Origin of the sequence: Colwellia sp. PAMC 21821 (assembly GCF_002077175.1) — a bacterium.
In the GTDB taxonomy this organism is placed as follows: Bacteria; Pseudomonadota; Gammaproteobacteria; order Enterobacterales; family Alteromonadaceae; genus Cognaticolwellia.
This window is the reverse complement of sequence record NZ_CP014943.1, coordinates 2030769-2054412: the sequence shown is the minus strand read 5'-3', so window position 1 is coordinate 2054412 and position 23644 is coordinate 2030769. Positions and strand designations below refer to the sequence as shown.

Genomic DNA, 23644 nt, shown 5'->3' with positions numbered 1-23644 from the left:
AGATATATTAATCAACCGATCAATAGCTAAACATTTAATCGGTTTCAGTTTTTTCAATCAGCTTGCCCGAAACCAGATGTAAGTCACGTTGTGGAAACGGGATGGCAATTTCATTTTCTGCCAGTGCTTTGTTGATGGCTATGTTGATTAAATGTGTCAGCGGCAAACGATTTGTTGGTTGACTTACAAAAGCACGAATTTCGAAATTTAACGAGCTATCGCCATGCTCTAAAAAGAATACCTGCGGAGATGGTAGTTCCAGCACGTCTTTTTGATCTTTTACTGCTTGCATGAGTATGTCGGTGACCTTTTCGATGTCAGTTCCATAAGCCACGCCAACCTTAACCACAATACGGGTAACCGCGTCTTTTAATGTCCAGTTCGTGACATTTTCGGTAATAATAGATTTGTTTGGCAATAGCACTTCACGGTTATCAAAGTCGGTTACTGTCGTGGCGCGAATTTTAATATTACTGACAGTACCACTTAAATTACCTATGGTGACGAAGTCGCCCACACGAATGGGGCGTTCAAATAAGATAATTAAACCAGAAACAAAGTTTGCCACAATCTCTTGCAAGCCAAAACCTAAGCCAACACCAAGCGCGGCTATGATCCACTGTAACTTTGACCAATCAATTCCAAGCTGCGAAAAGCCAATTACTATGCCGCTACCTACAATGACATAACCCAAAATAGACATAATGGCATAGCGCGCACCATCGTCCATTTCAAAACGCTCAAAAAAGCCTATTTCCATTACGCCGCGTATATTTTTAGCCGCTAAAAAGCCACCGACTACAAACGCCAATGACAAAATAATATTCCACAGGGTAACGCCACTTGAGAGCTCTACACCGTCGACTATTTTTACTTGTTGCCAGACTATAATGTCATCAACAATCCCAAGTGCTGGTAGCAGCGGCATCCAGATAAACCAGAGCCCAGCTAACAATAACAAACCAGTGAACCATCGGATGGCTGATTGACTTTGGCGTTTTACTTCGTCCTCATCAATGCTCTTACTTTCCTCAGGCATAGCTATTGCTTCCACGCTTGACTCTACTTCTGGCTCGGCATTTTTTATCGCCAAATCTTCGGCTTCCTTTTGCTCTTTTCGAACCATGTATCGGCGAAATGTCACCAGAAAAACGCGCAATATAATACCGTAAATTACTGCGGACATGACCAAAACGGTCCCTGACATGAAGACCTTAGACTGCAATTCCACCGCGGTATCAAAATAGCCAAACAGTGGCATTAAACCTATTGCAAAAGGTGCTATCACCGCGATGGGAAAGGCAATAATAGTGAGTATGTTTGCCGGGGTTTCGCCCGCGATGCTGGTAGCCACGCCACTCTTAGGTTGAAAAAATTGATAACTGAATACCGCAATACCGATAGAGCTGATAATAAATGCTAAAATTGCGATGCCGTATCTCAGTTCAGTTTCGCCGCTTGCAATAGCCGTAGCAAATATAAAGCCGGTAATCGACTCTAGCCAGACAAACCATGAAAGCATTGCGCGCAATTTGAGCCGTGCTTTGGCACTCCAACCAAAGTGTTTCTCAAACATGCCGTTTTCACGACACATTGAGCGAAAAGACAACAGTATTAGGCTTAAAGATGACGCAGCAGCTAGTCCAGTAGCAATAGCGATAGAGAAGCTCAATGGTTGAGCACCTTCTGAGATCATGCCCGCGACAGCGAACAAACAAACGGGTAAGGGTAAAGCTAGCGCGAAAGTTAAGATTAACGCTAAGGGCGTACTATAATAAGTGTCATGGTCTACATCACCCACCTTTTCAAATAACGACCATAAAGCCCGTTTAATAGCGCGACGGCTCGCTAATATTAATAGCGGTATAGTGACAAATAGCAACAATAAAAAAAGTGACGATATAGCACCATTATAGAGGTCGTTGACTAAGTTCCACCATGCTGTAGGTGAAAAGAACCACTCAAGGCCGATTAAAATATTGACACCAAAGTTACCGGCAATGCCTGAGCTAGACGACGGTAGCCAAATTAATCGCCGTTCGAGAAGCGCACTAAGTGTTGAACTTTCAATGAGTAGCTTGTTAATAGCAAGTTTTTCATCAGTAGTTCGATCAGCTTGCGTGTTTGATGCGTCAATTAAATTACGTATTAAATCACGTCTAGATGTTGTCAATTCTTCTGCTTTTTCAAGCTCAAGCGCGGTGAATAAATTAGGATCAGTATTTTTATTGCGCTGATTTTTTTTAATCAACTGAGGGCTACTTTCAAGCAGTAAACGCTCTGCTGCATCAGGAATATGAGCTAGACTTCTCAACCGATCTTGCCACAAAATTACATCAAGCTGTTGGCGTATAGTTAACTCTTCAAGCTTTTCATTACGTTGTTCAAGGACTGTTGCCACAGGTAGGCTAGCCCGTAGTCTTCGCAGCAACTCCCCCAATTCATCGGTTACACGACCCGTCGCTAAAACTCTATCAACCGTTTCAGAAGATTGCTGAACCTCAACGAGTTGCCTTTGCAAAATTGCCACATTGGTTTCACTTTCTGGCGCAAGGCTTTGCAATTTTTGCAGTTGATTGGCCAATACTAAATTTTCACTGGCGAGGGATTCAAGGGCTGGTTGTTGTTTCAACTTAGCTAACACGGCACTGCTTCGCTCTACTGTCTTTTGTACTTCACTCTTTCGATTATCGGCTAGGTAAGCTTGCAGTAAGGCAATTTGTTTTTCATAAAATGTACTTTGGGTTCTAAGCTGGCTTAATTCTGCCTCTACTAACGACTGCCTAGCGGGAATGGTCGCTATTTCGCTTTCAAGTGCTTTAATAGTCGCTGCGAGCTTTTGTGCATTGGCGTGTTTTTCAAGATAGTTAGCCCTTGCATCAAGACTTATATTCTCAGCTGGTTGCTTTGCTATCGCTTGATTTATCGCCGTTTCGTCAGCCCGCGCAGCACTTAATTGCTCTGCAATTTTATTAGCTCGCAAGCTAAGTATAGTTTGCTCACTTTGCTTTTCAGAAAGTAGCGACAGCCGACTTTTTTGCTCTGCTCTTTGTAAAAGCAATTGATTTGCGAGTTTTTCAGCCGACTGGCTTTTATCTATTTGCACGACCTGTTCACGCAGTGCTTGGTTACTTTGTCGAATACTGATTATTTTTTGGGATGCGCTCGCCGCCCGGTCTTCATAATCTAGAGTCAAGCGCTGTTGCTCTTTTGCACTAGCAAGCATGTCTTGTGCGTCTTCAAGCTTGATCAACGTATTTTTTCGTTGTTTCTCATCTAAATCAGTGGTTTGCTGCACACGTTCTATGGCAGTTTCAATATCACTTTCAAGATTTGACTCTTGGGCTTCAGCGCTGGATATTAGCCCACTCTGCGTAATGCTAATTAATAAAATTAAACTTAAACTTAAAGACGCACGGACAAATTGTTTTAGCATTCATAAACCTACTGCAAATATTATGATGAGAAAAGAAGCATAAACCACCTATTTAGTCTATTCAACAGACATTGATTTATAGGTTTTTGGTTTATCACCTGTCTAAGAAAAGGAAAAGTGAAGCCTTATAAAATTCAGCGTAGTGTAACAATAAATAGTAGATAATGTCGGTTCAAGATGCAACGACATTAACGACAAATAGCGCTGACTACGCCTTTTTCGCTAGATAGAAGCGTTTTCAATTCGTTAATATACGCTAGTTTACTAATGAAAGAGGAATGCTCTCCTATGCTAAAACTATGCTGAGCCTAGGACAAGGTCAAAGTCAGCTGTTTAACTGGCTCATACCAAACGCAAAGTAGAATCATCTGATCTAGTTATTACTTTAGTAATGAACAAACTACTTTAAAATTGTGGCTCTATTTTTACCGTTTTTCTTCGACTGATAAAGCGCAACATCAGCCTGTTTCATTTCCTTTTCAAAATCAACACCATAACTGGGATGACACAGCTTAAAGCCAGCACTGGCCGTTACCGATAGATCATGGCCATTAACTGACACTTTAAGGTCACGAATCCCGTTAATTAGTCTAGCGGTTATGATCTCTAGATCAGCAGCTCTTTCAATGACTACTGTAAAAGCAAATTCTTCTCCGCCGTATCGGCAATAGGCTTCGTCAGCCCTAAAAAAAACACGCAAGTAATTTGCTAATTCCTTTAAAATTAAATCGCCAGCATCATGGCCATGTGTGTCATTGACTAATTTAAAGTCATCTATGTCCAGCAGACCAAAAGCAATCGACAACTGTCTTCGGTTGCAAGACTTAATAAGTCGATGAGTTTGGTCAATAAAAAATCGTCGATTAGGGATATTAGTTAATGGATCTAAAAAGGCAATTTTTTCTAATTTTTCTTTAGCTTTTTGCAACTCTACGGTTCTTTCTTGTACAAGTTGTTCAAGCTCACTTTTTAGTGCTTTTAATTCTTGGTTTCTAAATTGTAATTGCTCTAAATGAAATTTTCGCTCTGAGACATCTCGCTCGATTGCGCCAAAATGAGTGACTTCCCCGTACTTGTTTTTTAACGGGATTATGTTCATTTCAATCCAATATGGGCGACCATTAATATCATAATTTAATAGCGTTTCCGTGACTGCTTGATTATTTGTCAATGCTATTTTAATGCGCGACATTGCTTCTTTATCGGTTAAATCACCTTGTAAAATACGTGGTGTTTCACCGATAACTTCGTCTTTTTTATAGCCGGTTAATGTCTCAAACGCTTTATTGACATATATTATTTTCGGCCCCGTCGGGTATTTTATATTATCGGCTTCGCACACAATAACAATGTCTTGCGTATTCTCGACTATGTCTGAGAAAAAATAGAGTTGCTTGAAATCTGATATGTCATTAAAAGAGACAATAATTGAGCGATTGTCACTGTTAAGATCGCCTTCCATATAGGCATTTACCATCAGCCAACGCGGTTGTTCTTGTGTGCTAGACACAACACCTATGATCTCATTTTGTATCGGTTCTTGAGTTCGTTTTATTTTGTTAACAGGATAATCTTCAAGCTGAAGCTGCTTTCCTGCATCATCCACAAAACTCCATTTAGGATCGAAAGTATCCTTACCAATAATTTGATCAATAGTCAGGCCAAATAAACGCAAGGCCGTAGGGTTTGCATAAACGATACAAGTATTCCACCGATGAATAATGACTCCAACAGGCGCTTTCTCCAATAAGTTTTTTAGATTAAGACCGTAAAAATCTTTCATATAAAATGCTCTTTTCGAGTTCTAAGATAAAGTTTAGGACAGTTTGGTATTATTTGACAAATTAAACAGATTTAGAGCTGTAATAACCGACTGTACTTTAGCTAAACTGTTTATTATTCGATGGAATTTACCATGAATTACTCCCGTAGAATCATTAAACTTATACCAATTGAAATAAATAATCGATCATTTTAAGGCGGTTTAAATCGTCAATAACTGCGTTGTTTTCAATCCCAATAGCCCGCTATTACTCAATCAAACGCCTTATTCTTGAACAATTTATCCTCGCTTAAAATTGGTCAATAACTTATTACATTTGGTATTACTTTGAGCTAAACGAATATAAATCACAGACAGATAGCCGATTTAACATTGAATTTCTCGTTTGCTACCAAGTTGCATAAATACTCGTCGCAAAAAAGGCAAAGTAGCTAGGCCAACCCTAGTGTATTAATCAACCTTATTACTGAGACTTTAATACGATTAAATATTAAAACACTTGTGCTTCAACGCCATACTTATTCAGAATTGTTTGTAATTGACCTGTTTTTTTTATTTTTTCTATCGCAAGATTAATCGCTGGAAGTTGTGCCTGCTTGGCTTTATTAAGTCGAATGACTAGCTTACCGGTAGTATGTTTTGTAGCGAAATCAACATCTATTTTTTGAATTTCAGCCCAGTACTTCGCACTTTCATATTCTAGAATAATCGCTTGAATACGCTGATGTTTTAGCGCTAAGACTAGACTTTTTTCATCACGAAAATCCGCACGAACAAACTCATCATCATCGAAATAAAAGTAACCTGCAATAGTGCCAATTGTCTTTGTGTGGGTACTATTTATTGTTGGGTATAAATGCTTATTACCTTTGAGTGTTATCACATACTGATGTATTTCAAATAACGGTTCGCTAATAACAAATTGATTGCCATAAATGCCACCTTCAAACCATGCCGTACAAACAAAGTCAAAATCAACAATGCCTTTTTTAAGTGCAAACTCTGCCCTTTTCATAGGCCAATTAACCGATTCAAAATTAATACCTGAGTATGCCTCTATTAGTAGTACTAACTCAGATAAAATACCTTCTTGGTCAATTCTTTTTCCTGCTCGGTAAGGAACCCAGCCATTATTTTCTCCCAAGTCAAAATACAATGTTGAAGGTTTAGCTTTAGCAATAACGACTGAGGTGAAAAATAAAGCGCTAAAAATTATCGTTACAAAAAGGCAAGTAGATATTTTTTGCATTTGTTTCATCCTAATATCGAAAGAAATATTAATTATAATGCATATTCTGCAGACTAATAATTTTTTAAGAAAAGATGATTTTTACTATACTTGATCCACTCCTTCTTCTAAAACGTCAACCCCATACTGATTCTAGGAAGCGTTACTTTATTAATGACTTTTACACTTTACAGGCATAGTGTAAAAGTCATGTAAATAATAAAAATACGCTTGCGGCTAAGGCAGTTTTAACACAAATGCTCTGGCCGCCCCTTGATTATTCTGCATGGTATCAAGTGTAAGATAACTTGCACTATCAGGCACCACTAAAGTAAATGTTATTTCTGATGCAGTACCTGGCTTCAATCGCCAAACAGATTGCTGATCAGGTAATTTAAATTTTGCACCATCAATAGGCCTAAAAGCTATTTTTGCATCATCGGCAAATATCCCTTCAAAACGCAAGGTCATTGTTAAATGATTTGGCTTATCTGCTGCCTTGATACGATAGTAAGTATCGACTTTAGACGCGCGTTTATTATGGGGTGCAATACCACCAAGCCATTTACCGTGCCGTTCATTTTCAACGGTGGGTGCAAAAACTTCAATTTTATTTGCATGATCCATTATAATTGAAGTTTTTACCAACGCTTTACTTAGCTTTGCAGGCACTTCTTCAACTTTCTGGCTTACAGACACGACGTTATTATCTGGTTTTTCACATCCAGTTAATAACGTCATCGCCAATAAGGCGGAATAAACAGGAATAAGCCCATATGTGCAAATGCACATAGAGGCTTTATTTCTAATCGTTATTAGCTTCATCATGATTTAGTAAAATGATGCTGATAACGTAACTTTAAATCCACACTCGCTACCATTTAAAATACCACTTGGGTTAAACATTTTATGTGTAAGTGAATATTTTTTACCGGTTTTAACTTGTACTATTCCATGATAATTAGCAGCACCTACTTCAGTGTAGGTATAGTTAGGTAATGCTAAGCCACCCTCTTCACGCATATCGAAATAGCTTACTTGTGGGCTTATCATATGGCCTAAATGGTTTTCAGCGCGTAATGTTACCCAGCCGTCAAAATTTGAGGTAAAGGTAAATCGTTGACGCATACCAAGTCCGTTATGAATATTAGCGCCCGGCAAGTTTCTGTTTACACAAAAAGTAGGAGCATTAGGTGTTAACAGTACTGGTGCTTCTGTGCGTAATGGCTTATTAACCGCGATTAAAGGCAATTCTAGGTATAAAACTTCTAGATCATTAGCACCTGTTGTTGAATTTCCTTTATTGACTGATGCCGATATAGCTGGGTCATGCAGTGCATTTGGCGATAAGTTACCAAAAATATCGCTAGTTTTAATATTATTTTCAGCCATTAGCGTGTTCACTTGCGCGCTAACATCTGGGTTTGCTGTTAAATAATGATGTAAGAAATTAAATATCGTTGCAGAATGCATAGTGGTTTTCATTGCGGTCATGGCCGCAAAAAAGGCATCAACACCTTTGCCTTCAATCAAACCAATATGATACATAAGCGTTATGATTGATTTCTCTGAATAAAAACCCTTAACATCACCAGCTAGATTTTTATCTTTTAAATCCCAGCAAAAACCGCCTGTTTGAGAATTTCCGGCTACATCACAGTAATATTGATCACCTGATAAAAGTACACCAACAGCCGTACCGTAACCTTCACCGTACGCTAAGCTAGCATCTTTATATTCATTACCTCTATGAGAGCCACCAGGGTTATCTGCATAAGATAATTTGTCTTGTAAGTAGTGACCAAATTCATGACCTAATACACCAGCATCAAATTCATCAGTATCAGAATCAGCTTTACCTAATATAAATAAGCCAGGCTGCAAACCACTTTTTTGGTAATGTGAGGTACCAATTTGTCCTAAGTTTTCATCACCGTTGGCACCAACATTATTAGCTGACCAATAAATATTAAGGTCTGGCATACTAACGTTTGCATCTAATTTTTCTAGTGAATTAACCGCTGTATTAACTGACCTAAGAATTGCGAAAGGCGCAGACTCTCGAGCTTCGTTGCTGATCGCTTGGCCACTATCTGTGAAGCCAACTTTAGCAACGAGGTCTTTAAAAAGAAAAGATTGCGTGGTGAAAAGCGGTGTTGCTATTTGGTACAATTTTTTAGGGCTTGTCGTGCTGGTATTGTCGCGTACGGCAAAATTATATTCAGCGCCAACATTTGCTATAGTTCTAGCTTTCTTTATTTCGGCTAATACCACAATGCTTACACTGGTATTGTCAGGGGCATTGTTAAATTGGTAATTACCACCTTCCGTAGTGACAGTAGATGTTATCACTTGATTCGCCGCGTCAACTAATTGTACGGTAACGCCCTCAATTGGAAAGGTAACCAGTGAAGCACTGTTGTAATTATGCGCTGAGCCAACACTCGCGTTAATTAGCGGTGCTTGACCCGTAACGGTACCAAGTATAAAGCTACTGCCAGTCGGTGTAGCTGACACACTGCTATTACTTGCTGTTTTAAATCGATTTTTAGCATTATAAGAAGCTATGGCATCAGTATCCGCTGCATTAACTACCGTTATCGTGGTAGTATTTTCTAATCGACCGTCATGATCAAAAATTTGAAAATCTGCCTCACCTGCCGCTTGCTCTGGACATTCTGCATACATGATAAAAGAATCAGTATCTTTGCTAGTTTCAACTATAGGTTGAACATCACGTAGACGACAATCTTCTCCGCCTAACGTAGCTCGCATGTGCAATGTTAAATGCGTACCAACAATATCAAACAATGCAGGTTCAAATGCATTTATCATCGAATTAGCTTCAAAGCTAACACTATCAGGGTGATCAGCATGTACATATTCTACTTGTGAAGCTATTGGCGCTAACGCAACACTATAAAAAAACTTATGTAATAACTCATCATCACTGTCATTTCGATCAATTCTTGGGTTGTTGAAGGTATTTTCAATGGCACTAAAATACAATCCTCGTATATTGGCTTTTGTAAATAAGCCGTTATTTGCCAGACCAGATGCTAGCTCTTGTATGACTTCTTCAGCAGTATCAAGCTCAAGATCAACTTGTAACTGAGATATTGCCGCCAGCACTAAACCATAGTGGCTACTAGGACTTCCATCCAAATCTTTCGTGTTAGTATCTAATGGCGCTAAGGTAGATAAGTCAACGTCTTGCAAACCAAAAGCGAATGCAACATTTGTCGATACTGTAGCGTAATCCGTGTAATCTAATTCGTAATGGTCAACAATTCTTGCTACTACTTCAGTAAGTGGCGAAACTGTTGCCGTAAACTCTGAAGAGGTAATATTAACATATGAGCGCAGCACGCCTGGGGTCTTGATATCGCCTGTTGCTTCGTCTTCATACGAGCCACCAGTACATTCAACCATGACTAAACCCGTATCAGGTGCAATATCTTCAAACAAAGCAACACCTTCAGCCGTAATTGATGGACCTGCCAATTGTGTCATATTTTGTGCGGGGTCAAGTAACGTACATGAACCACCGTCAACCGATGCAAGTACAAAACTCACTTTACCTTCCAATACCGGCACTTCAGGTATTACGGGTGTTGGTGCTGATTTACTATCGCTGCCACAACCACTGATAAGTGTTGTCAGCATTAAGGCTGCTAAACAATTATATTTCATTTTTTTGCTCCTTAGCGTTTGGGTAACTTTTATATTTAACATTGTATAACTCCATTTTTAAAATATTGGGTATAAAGCGGAGGTGATTAGTAAAGTGAAAGTAAAATAAGCTGGTAACACAATGATATAAATAACTAACTTGTGAATTAACCATTCAATCCAAAGTTGTATTTTCTTGTTCTTGACAATCAATTATCAAATGTATTAACTTAAATTCCATCACTAAAAAACCGACTTCCACACTATATTTTTTGTAGCTTTTCAGTTCGGTAAATTAAAATAAAAGCCAGCAGTCACTTAGTGACTTGTTAAAGACAGCTTTTTTTAAAAAAATTAGTTAACGGTATAATACCCGTTTGATAACATGAACAAAGTAAGGGCGTGTAAGGCAAAAAGTGGGTTTGTAAGCATTTGTAAGCGAAGGGGTGCAGATTTTAAAATAGCCTTATTTTATCAACTATCCATATCGTGAATATGGTAGAAATAAGCGCTATTATTTATGTATACTTTGTTTTACTAGCTAAACCGGCAAGTAAATTTAGCTCCTGCAGTGGGGATGTTCTCAACGGTTATTTTACAATCCATACGCGTACAAGCTGCTTTTGATATCGCTAGCCCTAACCCTAAACCGCCGGTTTTACGACTTCGACTTACATCTAATCGATAAAATGGGACAAATATGGTTTCAAGAAACTCTTCAGGGATGCCATCACCATCATCTGCAACACTCAATTCAATATGACCATTGGATTCATCCAAGCTTACGATCATATTTTGTTTCGCATGAATACAGGCATTTTTTAAAAGATTATCAACTAATAACCTCAAATAAGCAGGGTTCGTTGTAATATGCAGAGTGTCATTAAGCTCACAAGTCACGTTAAGTTTTTGGGTACATTCTACCGCTTCAATTCTTGCTTTAATAAATTCACCCAAGGCAATATTTTGATATAAAGAAGCTTCATCAAATTCTTTTAAGGTATTTAATTTAGAAAAAGACACAACTTGATCTATTAGCACACTCATATCTTCAATATAAGTATCGATATTGTCTAATAGTGCCACTTGTTGTTTATTTTCATTGTTTTGACTTAATAGGCCGACCGCTAGTTGGATCCTACTTAAAGGTGTGCGCATTTCATGAGGCACTGCTTGGGCAAATACCTGGTTTTCATTAACCGTATCGTTAATGGCACTTGCCATCATATTAAAACTGTTCGCCAATTCATTTAATGGTTTGGTTAATTTGACGTTGGCTCTAGCTTGCAGATTGCCTGCACCGAATTGATGATGTATGTTAATCAAGCTTTCAATTTGACGTTTTATGGCTCTAACAGGCCAATAAATTGCCATTGCGATAGTAAAGAATACTATCATCAGCTGTGTCATATCTTCGATATCGTGAAAGGTTAATTCGCTAAAAAAGTTTTTTTCTTCACTATCATCGTCCGATTCAAAATTAAATATATTATTTTCAAAAATAACTAACCACGCTGCTACATCTGGCAACTTATATACTGCGAACCATTGATTTTCATTGTTTTTATGAACCTCTACATCGCCAGAGTGAGCGACATACTCACAATCATGACAAGGTGTATCCTTGTTAAGTGTTATTTTCCAACTAATTAAATAGCCTTCAACCTTATGCACGTCCTTATTTAGCTTTTGCAAAGAGGTATTATGATCAATCTTTTTTTCTTTTAATAAATCAGCATAAATTTTATCAGTAAACTTCACATAGTCATCAATAGCACCTTGCACATGAATTTTTTCAATGATTAACACTGATACAGTGCCACTAAAAACCATGGCTATTGCAATGATTAAATATAAGCGGGTAAAAATTGAGAGGGAGGTAAATTTAACCATTGAGTAACATATAACCTTTGTTTCTTACAGTAATAATGAATTTATATGGCAACTTATCATCGTGAAATTTTTTCCGTAAACCACTAATACGCATATCTATTGATCTATTACTAAAATCGTAATCAATACCTCTTAACATATGACAACAATCATCCCTGGAAACTGGCATACCTATATTTTTTTCCAATATAACTAGCATTTCATATTCTGCACTGGTTAAAGTCAGCTCGCTCCCGTCTAAGGTTACCGTTTGACTATCAACATCAATACCAAGCCGACTATGTTTATTGTTCATTGGGACCGGTTGCGGCTTAACTCTGCGTAATAACGCTTCTATTCTGGCCACTAATACGTGCGGTTTTAATGGCTTCGTTAAGAAGTCATCGGCGCCTAATTTAAGTAAACTGACTTCACTAACATCATCATCACAGGCGGTTAACACCAAAATAGGGCCGTCATAAAAAATCCTTGCTTGCTTACAAATCTCGATGCCAGACAAGTTCGGCAGCATCAAATCTAGGACAATCAAGTCTGGTATATAGCTTTGTATTGCCGATATAGCCGCAGCGCCATCACCGATAACCAGGGTATCGAAACCTTCAACTTCTAGATACATGGCAGTTAAACGCGATATTTCTGCATCATCTTCGACAATAAGGATTTTATTTTTTTCCATTATTTTACCTGCACTGCTCAACTCATTCATGATGATAAATATGCCACGAAATTAATGATTTAAATATTAGCATATATGGATAAACAGCCATATATAGTTAACCCCTTTATATTTAAAGGTAAGTAACTTACCTAAGGCATAATTATGATAAATGTAGAACACCTTAGCTTTCATTGTATAGATTATAGTGACTAACAGTAACGTTTTATGGCGCTATAACACTCCCTCTAAATATAGATTAGTTAATAACGGCTATCAAAATATATGACTTCCCTAGTAAGTATGTTCTTTAATTTACTGAACACAGGGTAAAGATTAATCCCCGATATACATCAAATTCTGGCATGAAGGCCATCCTAATGGTATAAACGCACCACAATGAAAACTGGCAGTAATAACGATAGCTTTAAGTTAACTTTACTGCACCAACAACTTAAGGCAGTCGCTTGTTAAGGTGTAATACTTCACCGTTAAACAAGCACTGAAATACCATGAACTTAACGATAGAATTTAGTAAACCAGAAATTAAAAGTGCTTTTGATTGGCAATTAATACAAGAAATTAATGTCAAGAATGACGATGACCAAGTTATTGCCAAAGCAGAAATTGAAATAATGACTTTAAATAAGCACCGTGGCGCTGACGAAAGCTACGAATTACTTAGTCAGCAAGATGCTACTGATTGGGAAGTACCTTTAAACTTGTTTTTCAAAAAACAAAATATTGCTGCTGATTTAGTCGAAAAATTACAAGTAAAAGTAGATGCTAAAGCCAAAGATCATATATTAATTGAAGCGATTAGTGTTTTGCCTGCATTTCGCAAGCAAGGTGTTGCTAAGTTTTTACTGAAAGAAATTGCCGAGCATTACAGTAAAGTTCAATCAATCTCAGTGCTTAGTATGCCAATGAGTTTGTTTGTGGATGCACAAGATTGCGAAACAGAAGAAAATAAAGCTTATTATCAAGCAATGAATTTAGCCGAAGATGAGTTAAATAACGAGCAATTAAGTGCTTTTTTCGAGCATTCAGGTTTCACTCATTTAGCCATTGACGATAGCGCTTTAGAGGCTCCATTACCCTTTAAGGTATTTATGGCTAGCCCCAAAACACTCTAGTACCCGTTGGATTTTTTTACAAAGGTCATCACGCTTGCGCATCGAGATATAGATAGATATAAATAGATATATAGAAGTGTGAATGTCGTGAAACCATGGATGGTGTGAACGACTATATGATCCTAAATCTCTGTTCAGCATCATAGAAAATACGGCATTGAGATAAGTTAAAAAAGCAGCCAATATTATTCTGACATTGGCTGCTTCGCTTTACATTATAGTCCTGATTACTTAAGTAGAGTGACTAATTCAGTTAAGTCTTTCACAACGTGGTCAGGCTTTTTCGCCAATGGATAAAGCGCTTTACCTGGGCGAGCAATAAAGGTGGTTTGCAGACCTGCTTCTTTTGCGCCAGCTACATCCCAGCCATGTGCAGCTATCATCATCGCCTCTTCAGGTTTTACATTAAGCTTTTTCAATACCCATTCATAAGCGCGTAGATCTGGCTTGTAAATTTTTATATCTTCAATGCTATAGCGCTGGTCAAAATACGACGTTAAACCTGCACTTTCAAACTGTGCTTTTACACCTTTATTTGAAGAATTGGTTAGGCTGACTAACTTATAACCTTGTGCTTTTAATTTCGCTAAAGCATCTTTTACATCACCATGCGGTGGTAGCGTTAAAAGTGGCGTTACAATCGCTGTTTTAGCTTGCTCGCTGGTGATCTCAATATTGTTGTTTTGCGCCACCATTAATAATGAAGCCACACCAATTTGACCAAAATCGTGGTAATCATTCATTACGGTAGAAACTAGCGAGTGATGTAACATAGTAGAAAACCAAAGTGGCAGTAAATCTTCACGTCCGCCAAGCGCTTTACCAATAGAGGTTCGCATTGAGGTCAAATCAAGCAGAGTTTCATTTACATCAAAAATGAGCACTTTAGGTTTACTTGGTGTTTCATTAGCCATAGTAACTCCAGATAAAAGGCTTGCACCTACTAACAGTGAAAGCGTAAGGATTTTGAGTGATTGTAAAGCTGACATTAAATATTTTCCAATTTTAGGCTAGTGAGTACATCTTCAGGTTCTGCACGTAAAGTATAATCTTCACTGACAAATGCGTAGGTGATAATGCCGTTTTGATTGATTACATAAGTCGCCGGCAGCGGTAATTTAAAGCTTTTGTCACCGTAATATTTTTCAAAATCAATACCAAATCCGCTGTATAAACTTTGAATACGCTCATCTAACGTAAATAACAAGCCAAACTGGTTCGCGATGGTATTGCTGACATCTGACAGTACATCAAATTCCAGTTCATTCTTTTGTGCGGTTGATAATGTTTCATCAGGCAACTGTGGTGAAATAGCAACTAACTGAGCATTCTGCGTTTTAAATTGCGGTAAATAATCATTCAATGCTTTTAACTCTAAATTACAGTATGGGCACCAAGCACCTCGATAAAAGCTTATTATTACCGGGCCATTGGCCAATAACTTACTTAACTCTACGGTATCGCCACGGTGATTAACGAGGCTGAAATTCTCAACTTTTTGGCCAACTTGTAAGGCGTTATCCTTAACATGCAGGGCAATAAGTTCTTCGTTAGTGGTGTTCATTAATGCTAAAACTTCAGCCGGTAATTTGGCCTCTTTTTGCACGTTATAAGCGTCTATTTGTGCTTTTAAACTCATGATAAAACCTGGGTAATTAAACTTTTCCATCATTATAGTGTTTTAGTTATTTAAATAAACATTGCAAAACTGAAAGCTTCATTCGAAAATATTAAACATTGAAAAACACATAATGGCGCTGTGATGTATAACATAAGCGATTTAGAAACTTTTATTGCCGTAGTAGAAAATAAAGGTGTTTTGGCCGCCGCGCGTGAACAACGTTTATCGCCCGCGACAGTCAGCCATCGATTAAGTAAATTAGAACGCGAACTCTCAACCGTTTTAGTATTTAGAGATAGCCGCAGAGTGCGTTTATCGCCAGCTGGTGAAGTTTTTTATACTCGAGTAGGTGCTATTATTGAAGCACTACATGATGCCGAGCACAGTATTGGCGCTCGCGGTTCAGCTGTGAATGGTTTATTAAGAGTAACGATGCCGCCTTGGGTTTTTTCCAAATACGTTATGCCAAAACTGACGCAGTTTGAAGATGCTTTTCCTGATCTAAAACTTGATTTTTTAATCACAGATCACTTTGTTAATGTCGTTGATGACGCTCAAGATGTTGCCATAAGAGTTGGGCAACTAAATGACTCAGGCTTACTTTCGCGTAAGTTAGTTAATAACACTCGTATACTTTGTGCCGCGCCAAGCTATATTGAAAAACACGGTATGCCCAATAATTTAACCCAACTAGGCGAGCATTATTGGGTGTGTTTACCGTGGCAAAGGCAATTAAAGTTATTTGATAAGCAAGGCAAGATAAAGAGCTTTAATGCAAAAGTACGTTTTACTATTTCAAATTCAGACAATATGACGCAAGCCGCAATAGCAGGTCATGGTATTGCTATCAAATCAAGAATAGCGATTAATGATGAGTTAAATGACGGTTCTTTAATTGAAATTATGCCTAAAGTGATGGCGCAGAGTGATGCCCCAGTATGGTTTTTACGCCCGCAAAATAGTTTAACAACACGAAAAACTGACGTGTTTTATGATTTTATGAAGTCGTTATTTATTCATTGCTAGTCACAGTTGTTAGGCGCTTATATTAGACGTTTTGTAGTTATTACTTCGCTGGCTTTTTTTTCCACGTTGTGGACTTTTTAGCTTTCGATTTTCGCTTAAAAGCCACTTTGGGTAACTGTGCAAAAGATTGCTGATCAGACTGCTTGATCATCTCGGCTATCGTTGATGTTAAAGGACTGATTAAATCTTCATAGCGACTTTTTTTCTCACTAATATTGGTTAGAGTGGCTTCCCAATGCGCGGTCATATCTGGCATGGTCGCGGCAATAGGTAAGGCGTTAATTAGCGATGTACCAATAACTGTCGCGTGGATATTTTTACCTTGACGCTGTAAGTAGTCTCGTTTAAATAATAAATCGATAATGCCAGCACGGGTAGCTTCTGTCCCTAAACCGTCGTTTTCTCGTAACAGTTTTTTTATCTCAACATCACTAACAAACCGAGCAATACCGGTCATGGCACTTAGCAGGCTAGCATCGGTAAAATGTTTCGGCGCTTGTGTCATGCGGCTGATTAGTTCGCCATGTTGGCAGAGTAGTTGCTCACCTTTTACTAATTTAGGTAATGATTGATGCGTTAACTGGCGCTCAAAGTTATCTTCACTTTGCTCGCCCCTTTCTTGCTCGACTTTATCTGGCTTATTTTTCGCACGCTGAAATAGTACTTTCCAACCTTGGGCAAGAGGTGTTTTAGCATTAGCACAAAATTTCCCACCGGCAATCATTACTTCTATCTTAGATTGGTTATATTGATACACCGGATAAAACTGCGCTAAATATTGCCTAACGATGAGAAAATATATTTTCTTTTCAAATGGATTTAAGGTTAATTTATTTGACGATTTTTCAGTCGGAATAATAGCATGATGCGCGGTTACTTTAGCGTTATTCCATGCTTTACTTTTTAACGAACTATTAGCACCTTGCGCAAACTTAGCATAGGTTTCGTCTGCATTGGCTAGCATGGCAATAATACCTTTAGCCTGATCGTGATGCTCTTTTGGTAAATAGCGACAATCTGAACGGGGATAGGTGATCAGCTTATGCTTTTCATACAAGGCCTGACAAACATCTAGCACCAACTTCGCGTTTAGAGAATATATTTTTGCCGCGTCGATTTGTAATGACGATAAATTATAGGGTAAAGGGGCTGCCTGTTTTTTCTGTTGCTCGTCAACGGCGCTAACTTCAGCGGTTTGCTGACCAATACGTCGAACGACGTTTTCAGCTAACGCACGATTAAGTACCCGTCCTTCTTCATCCATATGAGGCTGACAAGCTTCACTGGGTTGCCATTTAGCGATAAATTGTTCTTGATTATTAGTTTGCAAATGCGCGTGCACATCATAAAAGTCTTTCGCGACAAAGCTGTCTATTTCTTGTTGGCGCCGCACCACTAAACCTAAAAGCGGTGTTTGTACCCTGCCGACAGATAATACGCTGTTAAAACCCGCTTTTTGCCCTTGCAAGGTATAAGCCCGAGTCATATTTATGCCATATAACCAATCAGCCCGAGAACGCGCTAAAGCAGAGATAGATAACGGCATAAATAATTGATTACTTTGTAAGTTAGCCAACGACCTTTGCACTGCGGGCAAATTTAAGTCACTGATTAACAGGCGCTTAATATTTTGTTTCTTTTTCGCTGAAACCTTAAAAAAGTCAATAACTTCATCTACCAGTAATTGCCCTTCTCGGTCAGGATCGCCAGCATGAATAATCTCATCGGCTTGCTTAACCAGCGAACGTAAAACGGTAAGTTGCGCGCGAGTTTGTGCCTTAGGCTTTAGTTGCCACTGCTCAGGTACAATCGGTAAGTGGGCCATTTGCCACTTTTTAAATGCGGGGTCGTAGTTTTCGGGATTGGCTTGTTCGAGAATATGACCAATGCACCAACTCACTACGTCGCCATTAGCAAGTGCGATATAGCCTTGGTGATTTTTTTGAGGTTTCGGCAGTGCGGCGGCAATTGCACGACCTAAGCTTGGCTTTTCGGCGATATATAATTTCAAGATGAATGCTTATTTGTATAGCAAGGGCTGTTGATGTTCTAGATAGCCTAGCACTTAAAACTGTTTATTTATACAGTTAACCTAGCATTACACCTGATATTACAGCTAAATATTTTACTGTTTGTGAAGTTATGCTACTTTCAAGGGTAATAAAACAACGGAAAAATAATGCCAATGCCTGACACTAGTATCAGCCAATGCCATTTGTGACAATATCTTTTTGTTTATTAATGAATAGCTCGGCTGATATTGCTGTATGGATTGGTTTATCAATAATCTCGAAAGCTGGATGAAATTGAGCGATATATTGCCATGCAACTAACGCATTAATGTTTTTCTCATCAGTTGAGAAACGTTCTGTTGCTTTATTTCTTGCTGTCGGAATAATTGCGAGATGCGCACTAACTTTACTATCATTCCAGAGCCTACTTTTAATACTGAGATCTGCTCGCTTAATTATATTTCAGCATAAGTCGCTACAATTGTTTTTAACTGCTTGTATTTTTTCTAATAACTTTGCACTTTTATCACGTGCCAAATAATACCTGAGTGTTAGTTCTACCACTTTCATTCTATTTAATAGAACTATTAATCCTTATATTACTAATTTTCACCTTAGCTAAATGCCTTTAAGATATAAATTAATAAATCCAAGTCAGTAACAAGCAGTAAATATAGCCCATTAATTAATAAACGAAGGAGACAAAATATAATGTCAAATCTACAAACACTACAAACATTAGCAGAAACTCGTCGTTCGATTTACGGTTTAAATAAAGATTTACCCGTCTCAAAGGAAGAAATTGAGAAACTAGTTGAACACGCCGTTTTACATACACCATCTTCATTTAACTCGCAGTCAGCTCGTGTCATTATATTGTTCGGTGAAGAGCACAATAAACTTTGGCAAATTACCGAAGATGTACTTCGTGACATAGTGAATGACGAAGAAAAGTTTACGCCTACTAAACAAAAGATTGATGGCTTTAAAGCAGGTGCAGGCACCATATTATTTTATGAAGATGAAACCGTGGTTAAGCATTTACAGGAGCAATTTGCGCCTTACGCTGATAAATTTCCACAGTGGTCTGATCATAGTAGTGGTATGCACCAATATGCTATTTGGACAGCGTTGGCTAGCATAAATGTAGGAGCAAACTTACAGCACTATAACCCAGTAATTGACAAAAAAGTTGCCGATGAATGGAGTATAGATAAAAATTGGAAGCTCATTGCTCAGATGGTATTTGGTGGTATTGATGCTCCCGCAGGTGAAAAAACATTTGAACCTATTGAAAAACGTTTAAAGGTATTTGGATAAGTTAGGTGAAGGTATTAGAGCTTAAACTTATACAAAACAAATGCCCTACTACAAAAAATAATTTGTAGTTATCAGTAAAAAGTTAATTGAGGTCTATTTGAGACAAACGCACATGTAACTCATTTAGTCCTCAACTTACTCAAAATAAATTCAATCGCTTGAGCACTTTTAAATGAGTCATGCGATGACTCTACAATGATGCGTTCTTTCGCATGTAAATAATTAGCAGAGTCATAATTCACCACACCATCTGAAATATTTCTACAGCCATTGTTTTGGTCACAATCTAATACCCCACTATTAGAACCAATTATTGCGTATGCTTCACCGCTTATCGGTAATTTATATAGTGCGTCCATTAATGGATGTCCCGGTCGAAGGACGTGCACGCTACTTGGTCCGTAATTAATGAGAAAAGGTCTCATTTTTTCAGTAAGGATGTCTGGCCCAACTCGGTCAAAGAAGCGTTTAAAAATTTGTGTAAAATCTTGTGGTAGTGAAATAAGAAATGATCCCACTTGTCCAATAAATGAATTAGCAACATCAGATCCCTTAAAAGGCGTATCTAAGAAAAACACGGTATTTTTTTCAAAAATAGGATTGAAAGTGAAAATATCTTTCACAATAGTATCTTGCTTACTAACAACATATTCAGGCCGTTGCTTAAATGTGGCGTCCCATAACTCATAATTAGTTTTTGTTGTCAGTAAATTGGCCACTAAACCGCCCATACTATGTCCAATGACTGCGGCTTGCTTATTAAGTTCTGGGTTACCTATATTGTGTAACAATTCTCGAATGTTATTACGAAGACGTGCTGCGTTATAAAAAGGAGGCGGTCCTGATGGGTAATACACATGCCAAATTTGATACTTTGCAACTAACGCTGGATCATTCAACATTGCTATAGTGAGGTGTCGCCAAATCAGCGGGTCTGAATTTAATCCGTGGATCATGATCACCGGTATCTTTGTGTCAGAAAGCCCGTTGATTGCAAATATACCTCTACGTTTTTCTGCTTTAGCAGCAGATACAAAGCCCAACCAGCTATATTCATCAATGTCGGCTTGTTCAATTAATGAGAGATAAGCACTGCTTGGCGAGCGTCGAATAGTGTAGTTATTATTACCAAGTATTATTTGGTTTTTGCTAAAGTCATGGTTGATTTGAAGTGTTATATGAAGCGACTTTTTATCTTCAAAAGTTTCAATATTAGATAATGTAATACTGGCACTTTCTAAAATACCTTCAAGTGGTAAATATTTATCTAACCCCGTTTTGGTATTATCACGCTGAATAGTTACTGGTATTATCACGCTGAATAGTTACTGGTATGCCAATTTCGCCGAAAATAGTGGGAGTTAAGCGGATATCAAGTGCAGTGATGTCTTGTGCAAATGTAAACTGTTCAAAGGTATGGTAACTAATTGTTATTTTTTTACTTTGTAATAAACCAGAATGCTGAGCTCTTATTATTTTATGTAAACTGTCATTGTATGAAAATAGCGCAAACTGTTGCTGCTTCGATGACAAATCCCTTCTACTTAGAAGTTCATTTGCACAGTGCAAACGATCAACTAAGTAATAGTCAGTATCATCGCTTAGCGAGCGGCAATACTCTTCAACGGTTGCAGTATTCAATGAAGTAAACGACTGTAAAATTAAGGCATTGTATCCTTTTATTATATTTACAGAAGGACTAACTTGATGAACAAAACGCGAGTTTGAACACCCCACAAATAAAGTGCAGATCATCAAGGTAACAAATAATCGTATCTTTTGAGACAGAAGAATTTCTCTTATAGTATTAATTTTACTAGTGCTTTTAGCAGCCGTAAATTTATTGGCAATTTTCTATATAATAATTTAATTTTGGTCGCATGATACACTTATTGTTCTATCAGGGCTCAAGGTGATACTCAATAATGCAAAATCCGCTTTAGTGTGCCACTCATACGCTACAACGCTATTTTTTTTATTAATATAACGAGCGCCAGAGCCTGATATAGTTTGGTTAAGAGGTATATTTTTGACATCGATCTGCTGCGCTACCAATTTGATGTCTAAGATAGCTTCACTACCATCTGCTGAATATAGCGCTTTAATGATTCCACCTTGGTCACAACTAAAAGTAATATTTTGAGTTGCTTCACTAGTATTAATATCATCTGTTTTGCTTGTGCATGAAAGAACGGCAAAGCAGCAAAGAATACTTATAAAAATATGCTTCATTGACTACCCCATTTATATTTTTTACTCAATTGATTATTAACCACAGGCCTAATAACAATAGTATGTAATTCATAATTTTGAAAAAAAGTTTTTTATTGAGCCCCTTGTTAATATGTACCCCTATCCAATTCCCTAAAAATGCCAGAGGTGCAAATGCCAAGGCAGTTAAGGTAATGTCTAGACTTAGTAACCCAAAGCTTAACGCCCCAATTAACTTACCAATATTCATAATTGCAAAAAATGCGGTAGCAGTCGCTACAAATTTAGCTTGTGGTAATTTTATAGCGGTAAAGTACATGATTAGAGGTGGGCCGCCTGCATGGACAAGCGTGCTACTAATCCCTGAACTTGCTGACATTAAATAAGCACCAAATGTACTTTTGAGAAATGCTAATTCAATATTTTTGAATATAATGTTTTTCAAGGCAAAAACAATACAAAGTATCGCAATAATATTGCGCAAATAGCTTGGGTTAATTGAGTCAATAATTAAATTAGCGAAGGTGATGCCTACTATAGCGCCAGGTATTAATCGTTTTAACAACGATACATCCCACTTAAGCCAAAAGCTCCTTATACTCATCGCATCTGCAATAATAAGTAAAGGAAGCATAATAGCTATAGCTTGGCTAACGGGCAGCTGGAGCATGAGCAGAGGCACTGCAAAAACACCAAGTGCCCCAGCAAATGCCGATTTAGATATACCTATCAGCAGCACAACAAACGCGATGAGTAATAATACTGATAGTTCCACTATATTCGCTCCATAGATCCTAGCTCTGGTTTAAACTGCCCACAACCTTTGTAAAAAGCTTATACATTAGGCAAATTAAACCATAAAGCTTCAAGTGGCTCATCCGCTTTTACGTTAATTGTGTAATCGGTTCCAACAGCAAATGCATCTCCCTGCTGAAAAGGTTTATTTTCAGCGGTTAGTTGTCCTTTAACAATGTGTAAGTAACCAATTCGGTTTGCAGTTTGTAAATCAATATCCTCACCTTTATCCAAGACTAAACGAGATATACTAGCATCTTGATTTATCGATAAAGAACCATCTTCACCATTAGGACTCACTAGCGAAGTCAGCTTACCTTTTTGCGGCAAGCTTTTCTGCTCATAGCTAGGCTCAATCCCTTTAATATTTGGTTGTATCCAAATTTGAAGAAATTTAACTCTCTCGGTATCAGATGCATTAAATTCAGAGTGCATCACACCACGCCCTGCGCTCATGCGCTGAACATCTCCAGCGGGAACTACATAGCTATTGCCAGTGCTATCGTCGTGTTTAAGCGCGCCCTCCATTACATAAGAGAGAATTTCCATATCTTGATGGCCGTGTTTACCGAAGCCTTGTCCTGGCATAACCATATCGTCATTGATAACGCGAAGTACCGAGATCCCCATATGTTTAGCATCGTAATAATTACCAAAAGAAAAACTATGCTTACTCTCTAGCCAACCAAAGTTTGCAACGCCTCTATCTTCTGCTTTTCTAATATATTTCATAATTAGGTCTCCTATCTAGTTGATGAAGACCATTTTATATTTTCATTTAAACGATTGAAATTTCTTAATTCAGCACTTATCGTTCTATTTAAAAGAACTTATATAAATTTAATCAACCTAAATT

Annotated in this window: 18 protein-coding genes; 3 read left to right on the top strand and 15 right to left on the bottom strand. The window is 37.9% G+C overall.

The window, feature by feature from the left end:
- Window positions 1-34: 34 nt before the first annotated feature.
- The 7 genes from A3Q33_RS08665 to A3Q33_RS08635 form a co-directional block, all read right to left on the bottom strand.
- On the bottom strand, window positions 35-3436 hold the full coding sequence (locus tag A3Q33_RS08665; RefSeq protein ID WP_081179602.1) for a mechanosensitive ion channel domain-containing protein: 3402 nt from the start codon (window positions 3434-3436) through the stop codon (window positions 35-37).
- 400 nt (window positions 3437-3836) lie between these two features.
- Window positions 3837-5219 carry a sensor domain-containing diguanylate cyclase gene (locus A3Q33_RS08660; RefSeq protein WP_081179601.1) on the bottom strand — a complete coding sequence of 461 codons (1383 nt, stop codon included), beginning with the start codon at window positions 5217-5219 and terminating at the stop codon, window positions 3837-3839.
- Between the two features lie 490 nt (window positions 5220-5709).
- Window positions 5710-6468 (bottom strand): substrate-binding periplasmic protein, encoded by a 759-nt coding sequence (locus A3Q33_RS08655; RefSeq protein WP_196798070.1) that lies wholly within the window; start codon window positions 6466-6468, stop codon window positions 5710-5712.
- A 216-nt stretch (window positions 6469-6684) separates the two neighbouring features.
- The gene (locus tag A3Q33_RS08650) at window positions 6685-7239 is read right to left on the bottom strand and encodes a hypothetical protein (protein WP_155866736.1); all 555 of its coding nucleotides are present in this window, start codon (window positions 7237-7239) and stop codon (window positions 6685-6687) included.
- 39 nt (window positions 7240-7278) lie between these two features.
- Complete coding sequence (locus tag A3Q33_RS08645; protein ID WP_081179598.1) at window positions 7279-10140, bottom strand: hypothetical protein; 2862 nt, start codon at window positions 10138-10140, stop codon at window positions 7279-7281.
- 516 nt (window positions 10141-10656) lie between these two features.
- The gene (locus tag A3Q33_RS21140; protein ID WP_502687244.1) at window positions 10657-11343 is read right to left on the bottom strand and encodes a sensor histidine kinase; all 687 of its coding nucleotides are present in this window, start codon (window positions 11341-11343) and stop codon (window positions 10657-10659) included.
- A gap of 661 nt (window positions 11344-12004) precedes the next feature.
- Window positions 12005-12688 carry a response regulator transcription factor gene (locus tag A3Q33_RS08635; RefSeq protein ID WP_081179596.1) on the bottom strand — a complete coding sequence of 228 codons (684 nt, stop codon included), beginning with the start codon at window positions 12686-12688 and terminating at the stop codon, window positions 12005-12007.
- A gap of 491 nt (window positions 12689-13179) precedes the next feature.
- On the opposite strand from A3Q33_RS08635, the gene A3Q33_RS08630 reads away from it, so the two are divergent.
- Window positions 13180-13803, top strand: a complete 624-nt coding sequence (locus tag A3Q33_RS08630) for a GNAT family N-acetyltransferase (RefSeq protein WP_081179595.1) — start codon at window positions 13180-13182, stop codon at window positions 13801-13803.
- A gap of 227 nt (window positions 13804-14030) precedes the next feature.
- Here A3Q33_RS08630 and A3Q33_RS08625 read toward each other — a convergent pair whose 3' ends face one another.
- The gene (locus A3Q33_RS08625) at window positions 14031-14792 is read right to left on the bottom strand and encodes a haloacid dehalogenase type II (RefSeq protein ID WP_081179594.1); all 762 of its coding nucleotides are present in this window, start codon (window positions 14790-14792) and stop codon (window positions 14031-14033) included.
- Window positions 14792-15442 carry a peroxiredoxin-like family protein gene (locus A3Q33_RS08620; protein WP_081182433.1) on the bottom strand — a complete coding sequence of 217 codons (651 nt, stop codon included), beginning with the start codon at window positions 15440-15442 and terminating at the stop codon, window positions 14792-14794. The genes A3Q33_RS08625 and A3Q33_RS08620 overlap by 1 nt, the downstream gene beginning before the upstream one ends.
- 123 nt (window positions 15443-15565) lie before the next feature.
- Here A3Q33_RS08620 and A3Q33_RS08615 point away from each other — a divergent pair, with 123 nt between their 5' ends.
- On the top strand, window positions 15566-16450 hold the full coding sequence (locus A3Q33_RS08615) for a LysR family transcriptional regulator (protein ID WP_081179593.1): 885 nt from the start codon (window positions 15566-15568) through the stop codon (window positions 16448-16450).
- 40 nt (window positions 16451-16490) lie between these two features.
- On the opposite strand, the gene A3Q33_RS08610 is transcribed toward A3Q33_RS08615, so the two are convergent.
- Entirely contained in the window at window positions 16491-18461 is a 1971-nt protein-coding gene (locus A3Q33_RS08610) for a DNA topoisomerase III (RefSeq protein ID WP_081179592.1), read from the bottom strand.
- A gap of 712 nt (window positions 18462-19173) precedes the next feature.
- Here A3Q33_RS08610 and A3Q33_RS08605 point away from each other — a divergent pair.
- Window positions 19174-19782 (top strand): nitroreductase family protein, encoded by a 609-nt coding sequence (locus tag A3Q33_RS08605; RefSeq protein WP_081179591.1) that lies wholly within the window; start codon window positions 19174-19176, stop codon window positions 19780-19782.
- Window positions 19783-19901: 119 nt separating this feature from the next.
- Here A3Q33_RS08605 and A3Q33_RS08600 read toward each other — a convergent pair whose 3' ends face one another.
- The 5 genes from A3Q33_RS08600 to A3Q33_RS08580 form a co-directional block, all read right to left on the bottom strand.
- Entirely contained in the window at window positions 19902-21098 is a 1197-nt protein-coding gene (locus A3Q33_RS08600) for an esterase/lipase family protein (RefSeq protein WP_081179590.1), read from the bottom strand.
- Window positions 21070-21423, bottom strand: a complete 354-nt coding sequence (locus tag A3Q33_RS08595) for a hypothetical protein (protein WP_081179589.1) — start codon at window positions 21421-21423, stop codon at window positions 21070-21072. The genes A3Q33_RS08600 and A3Q33_RS08595 overlap by 29 nt, the downstream gene beginning before the upstream one ends.
- Before the next feature lie 225 nt (window positions 21424-21648).
- The gene (locus A3Q33_RS08590) at window positions 21649-22014 is read right to left on the bottom strand and encodes an MliC family protein (protein ID WP_081179588.1); all 366 of its coding nucleotides are present in this window, start codon (window positions 22012-22014) and stop codon (window positions 21649-21651) included.
- A gap of 25 nt (window positions 22015-22039) precedes the next feature.
- A complete protein-coding gene (locus A3Q33_RS08585; protein ID WP_081179587.1) occupies window positions 22040-22768 on the bottom strand; it encodes a sulfite exporter TauE/SafE family protein in 729 nt (242 codons plus the stop codon).
- A 59-nt stretch (window positions 22769-22827) separates the two neighbouring features.
- Window positions 22828-23520 (bottom strand): pirin family protein, encoded by a 693-nt coding sequence (locus tag A3Q33_RS08580; RefSeq protein ID WP_081179586.1) that lies wholly within the window; start codon window positions 23518-23520, stop codon window positions 22828-22830.
- Window positions 23521-23644: the final 124 nt, after the last annotated feature.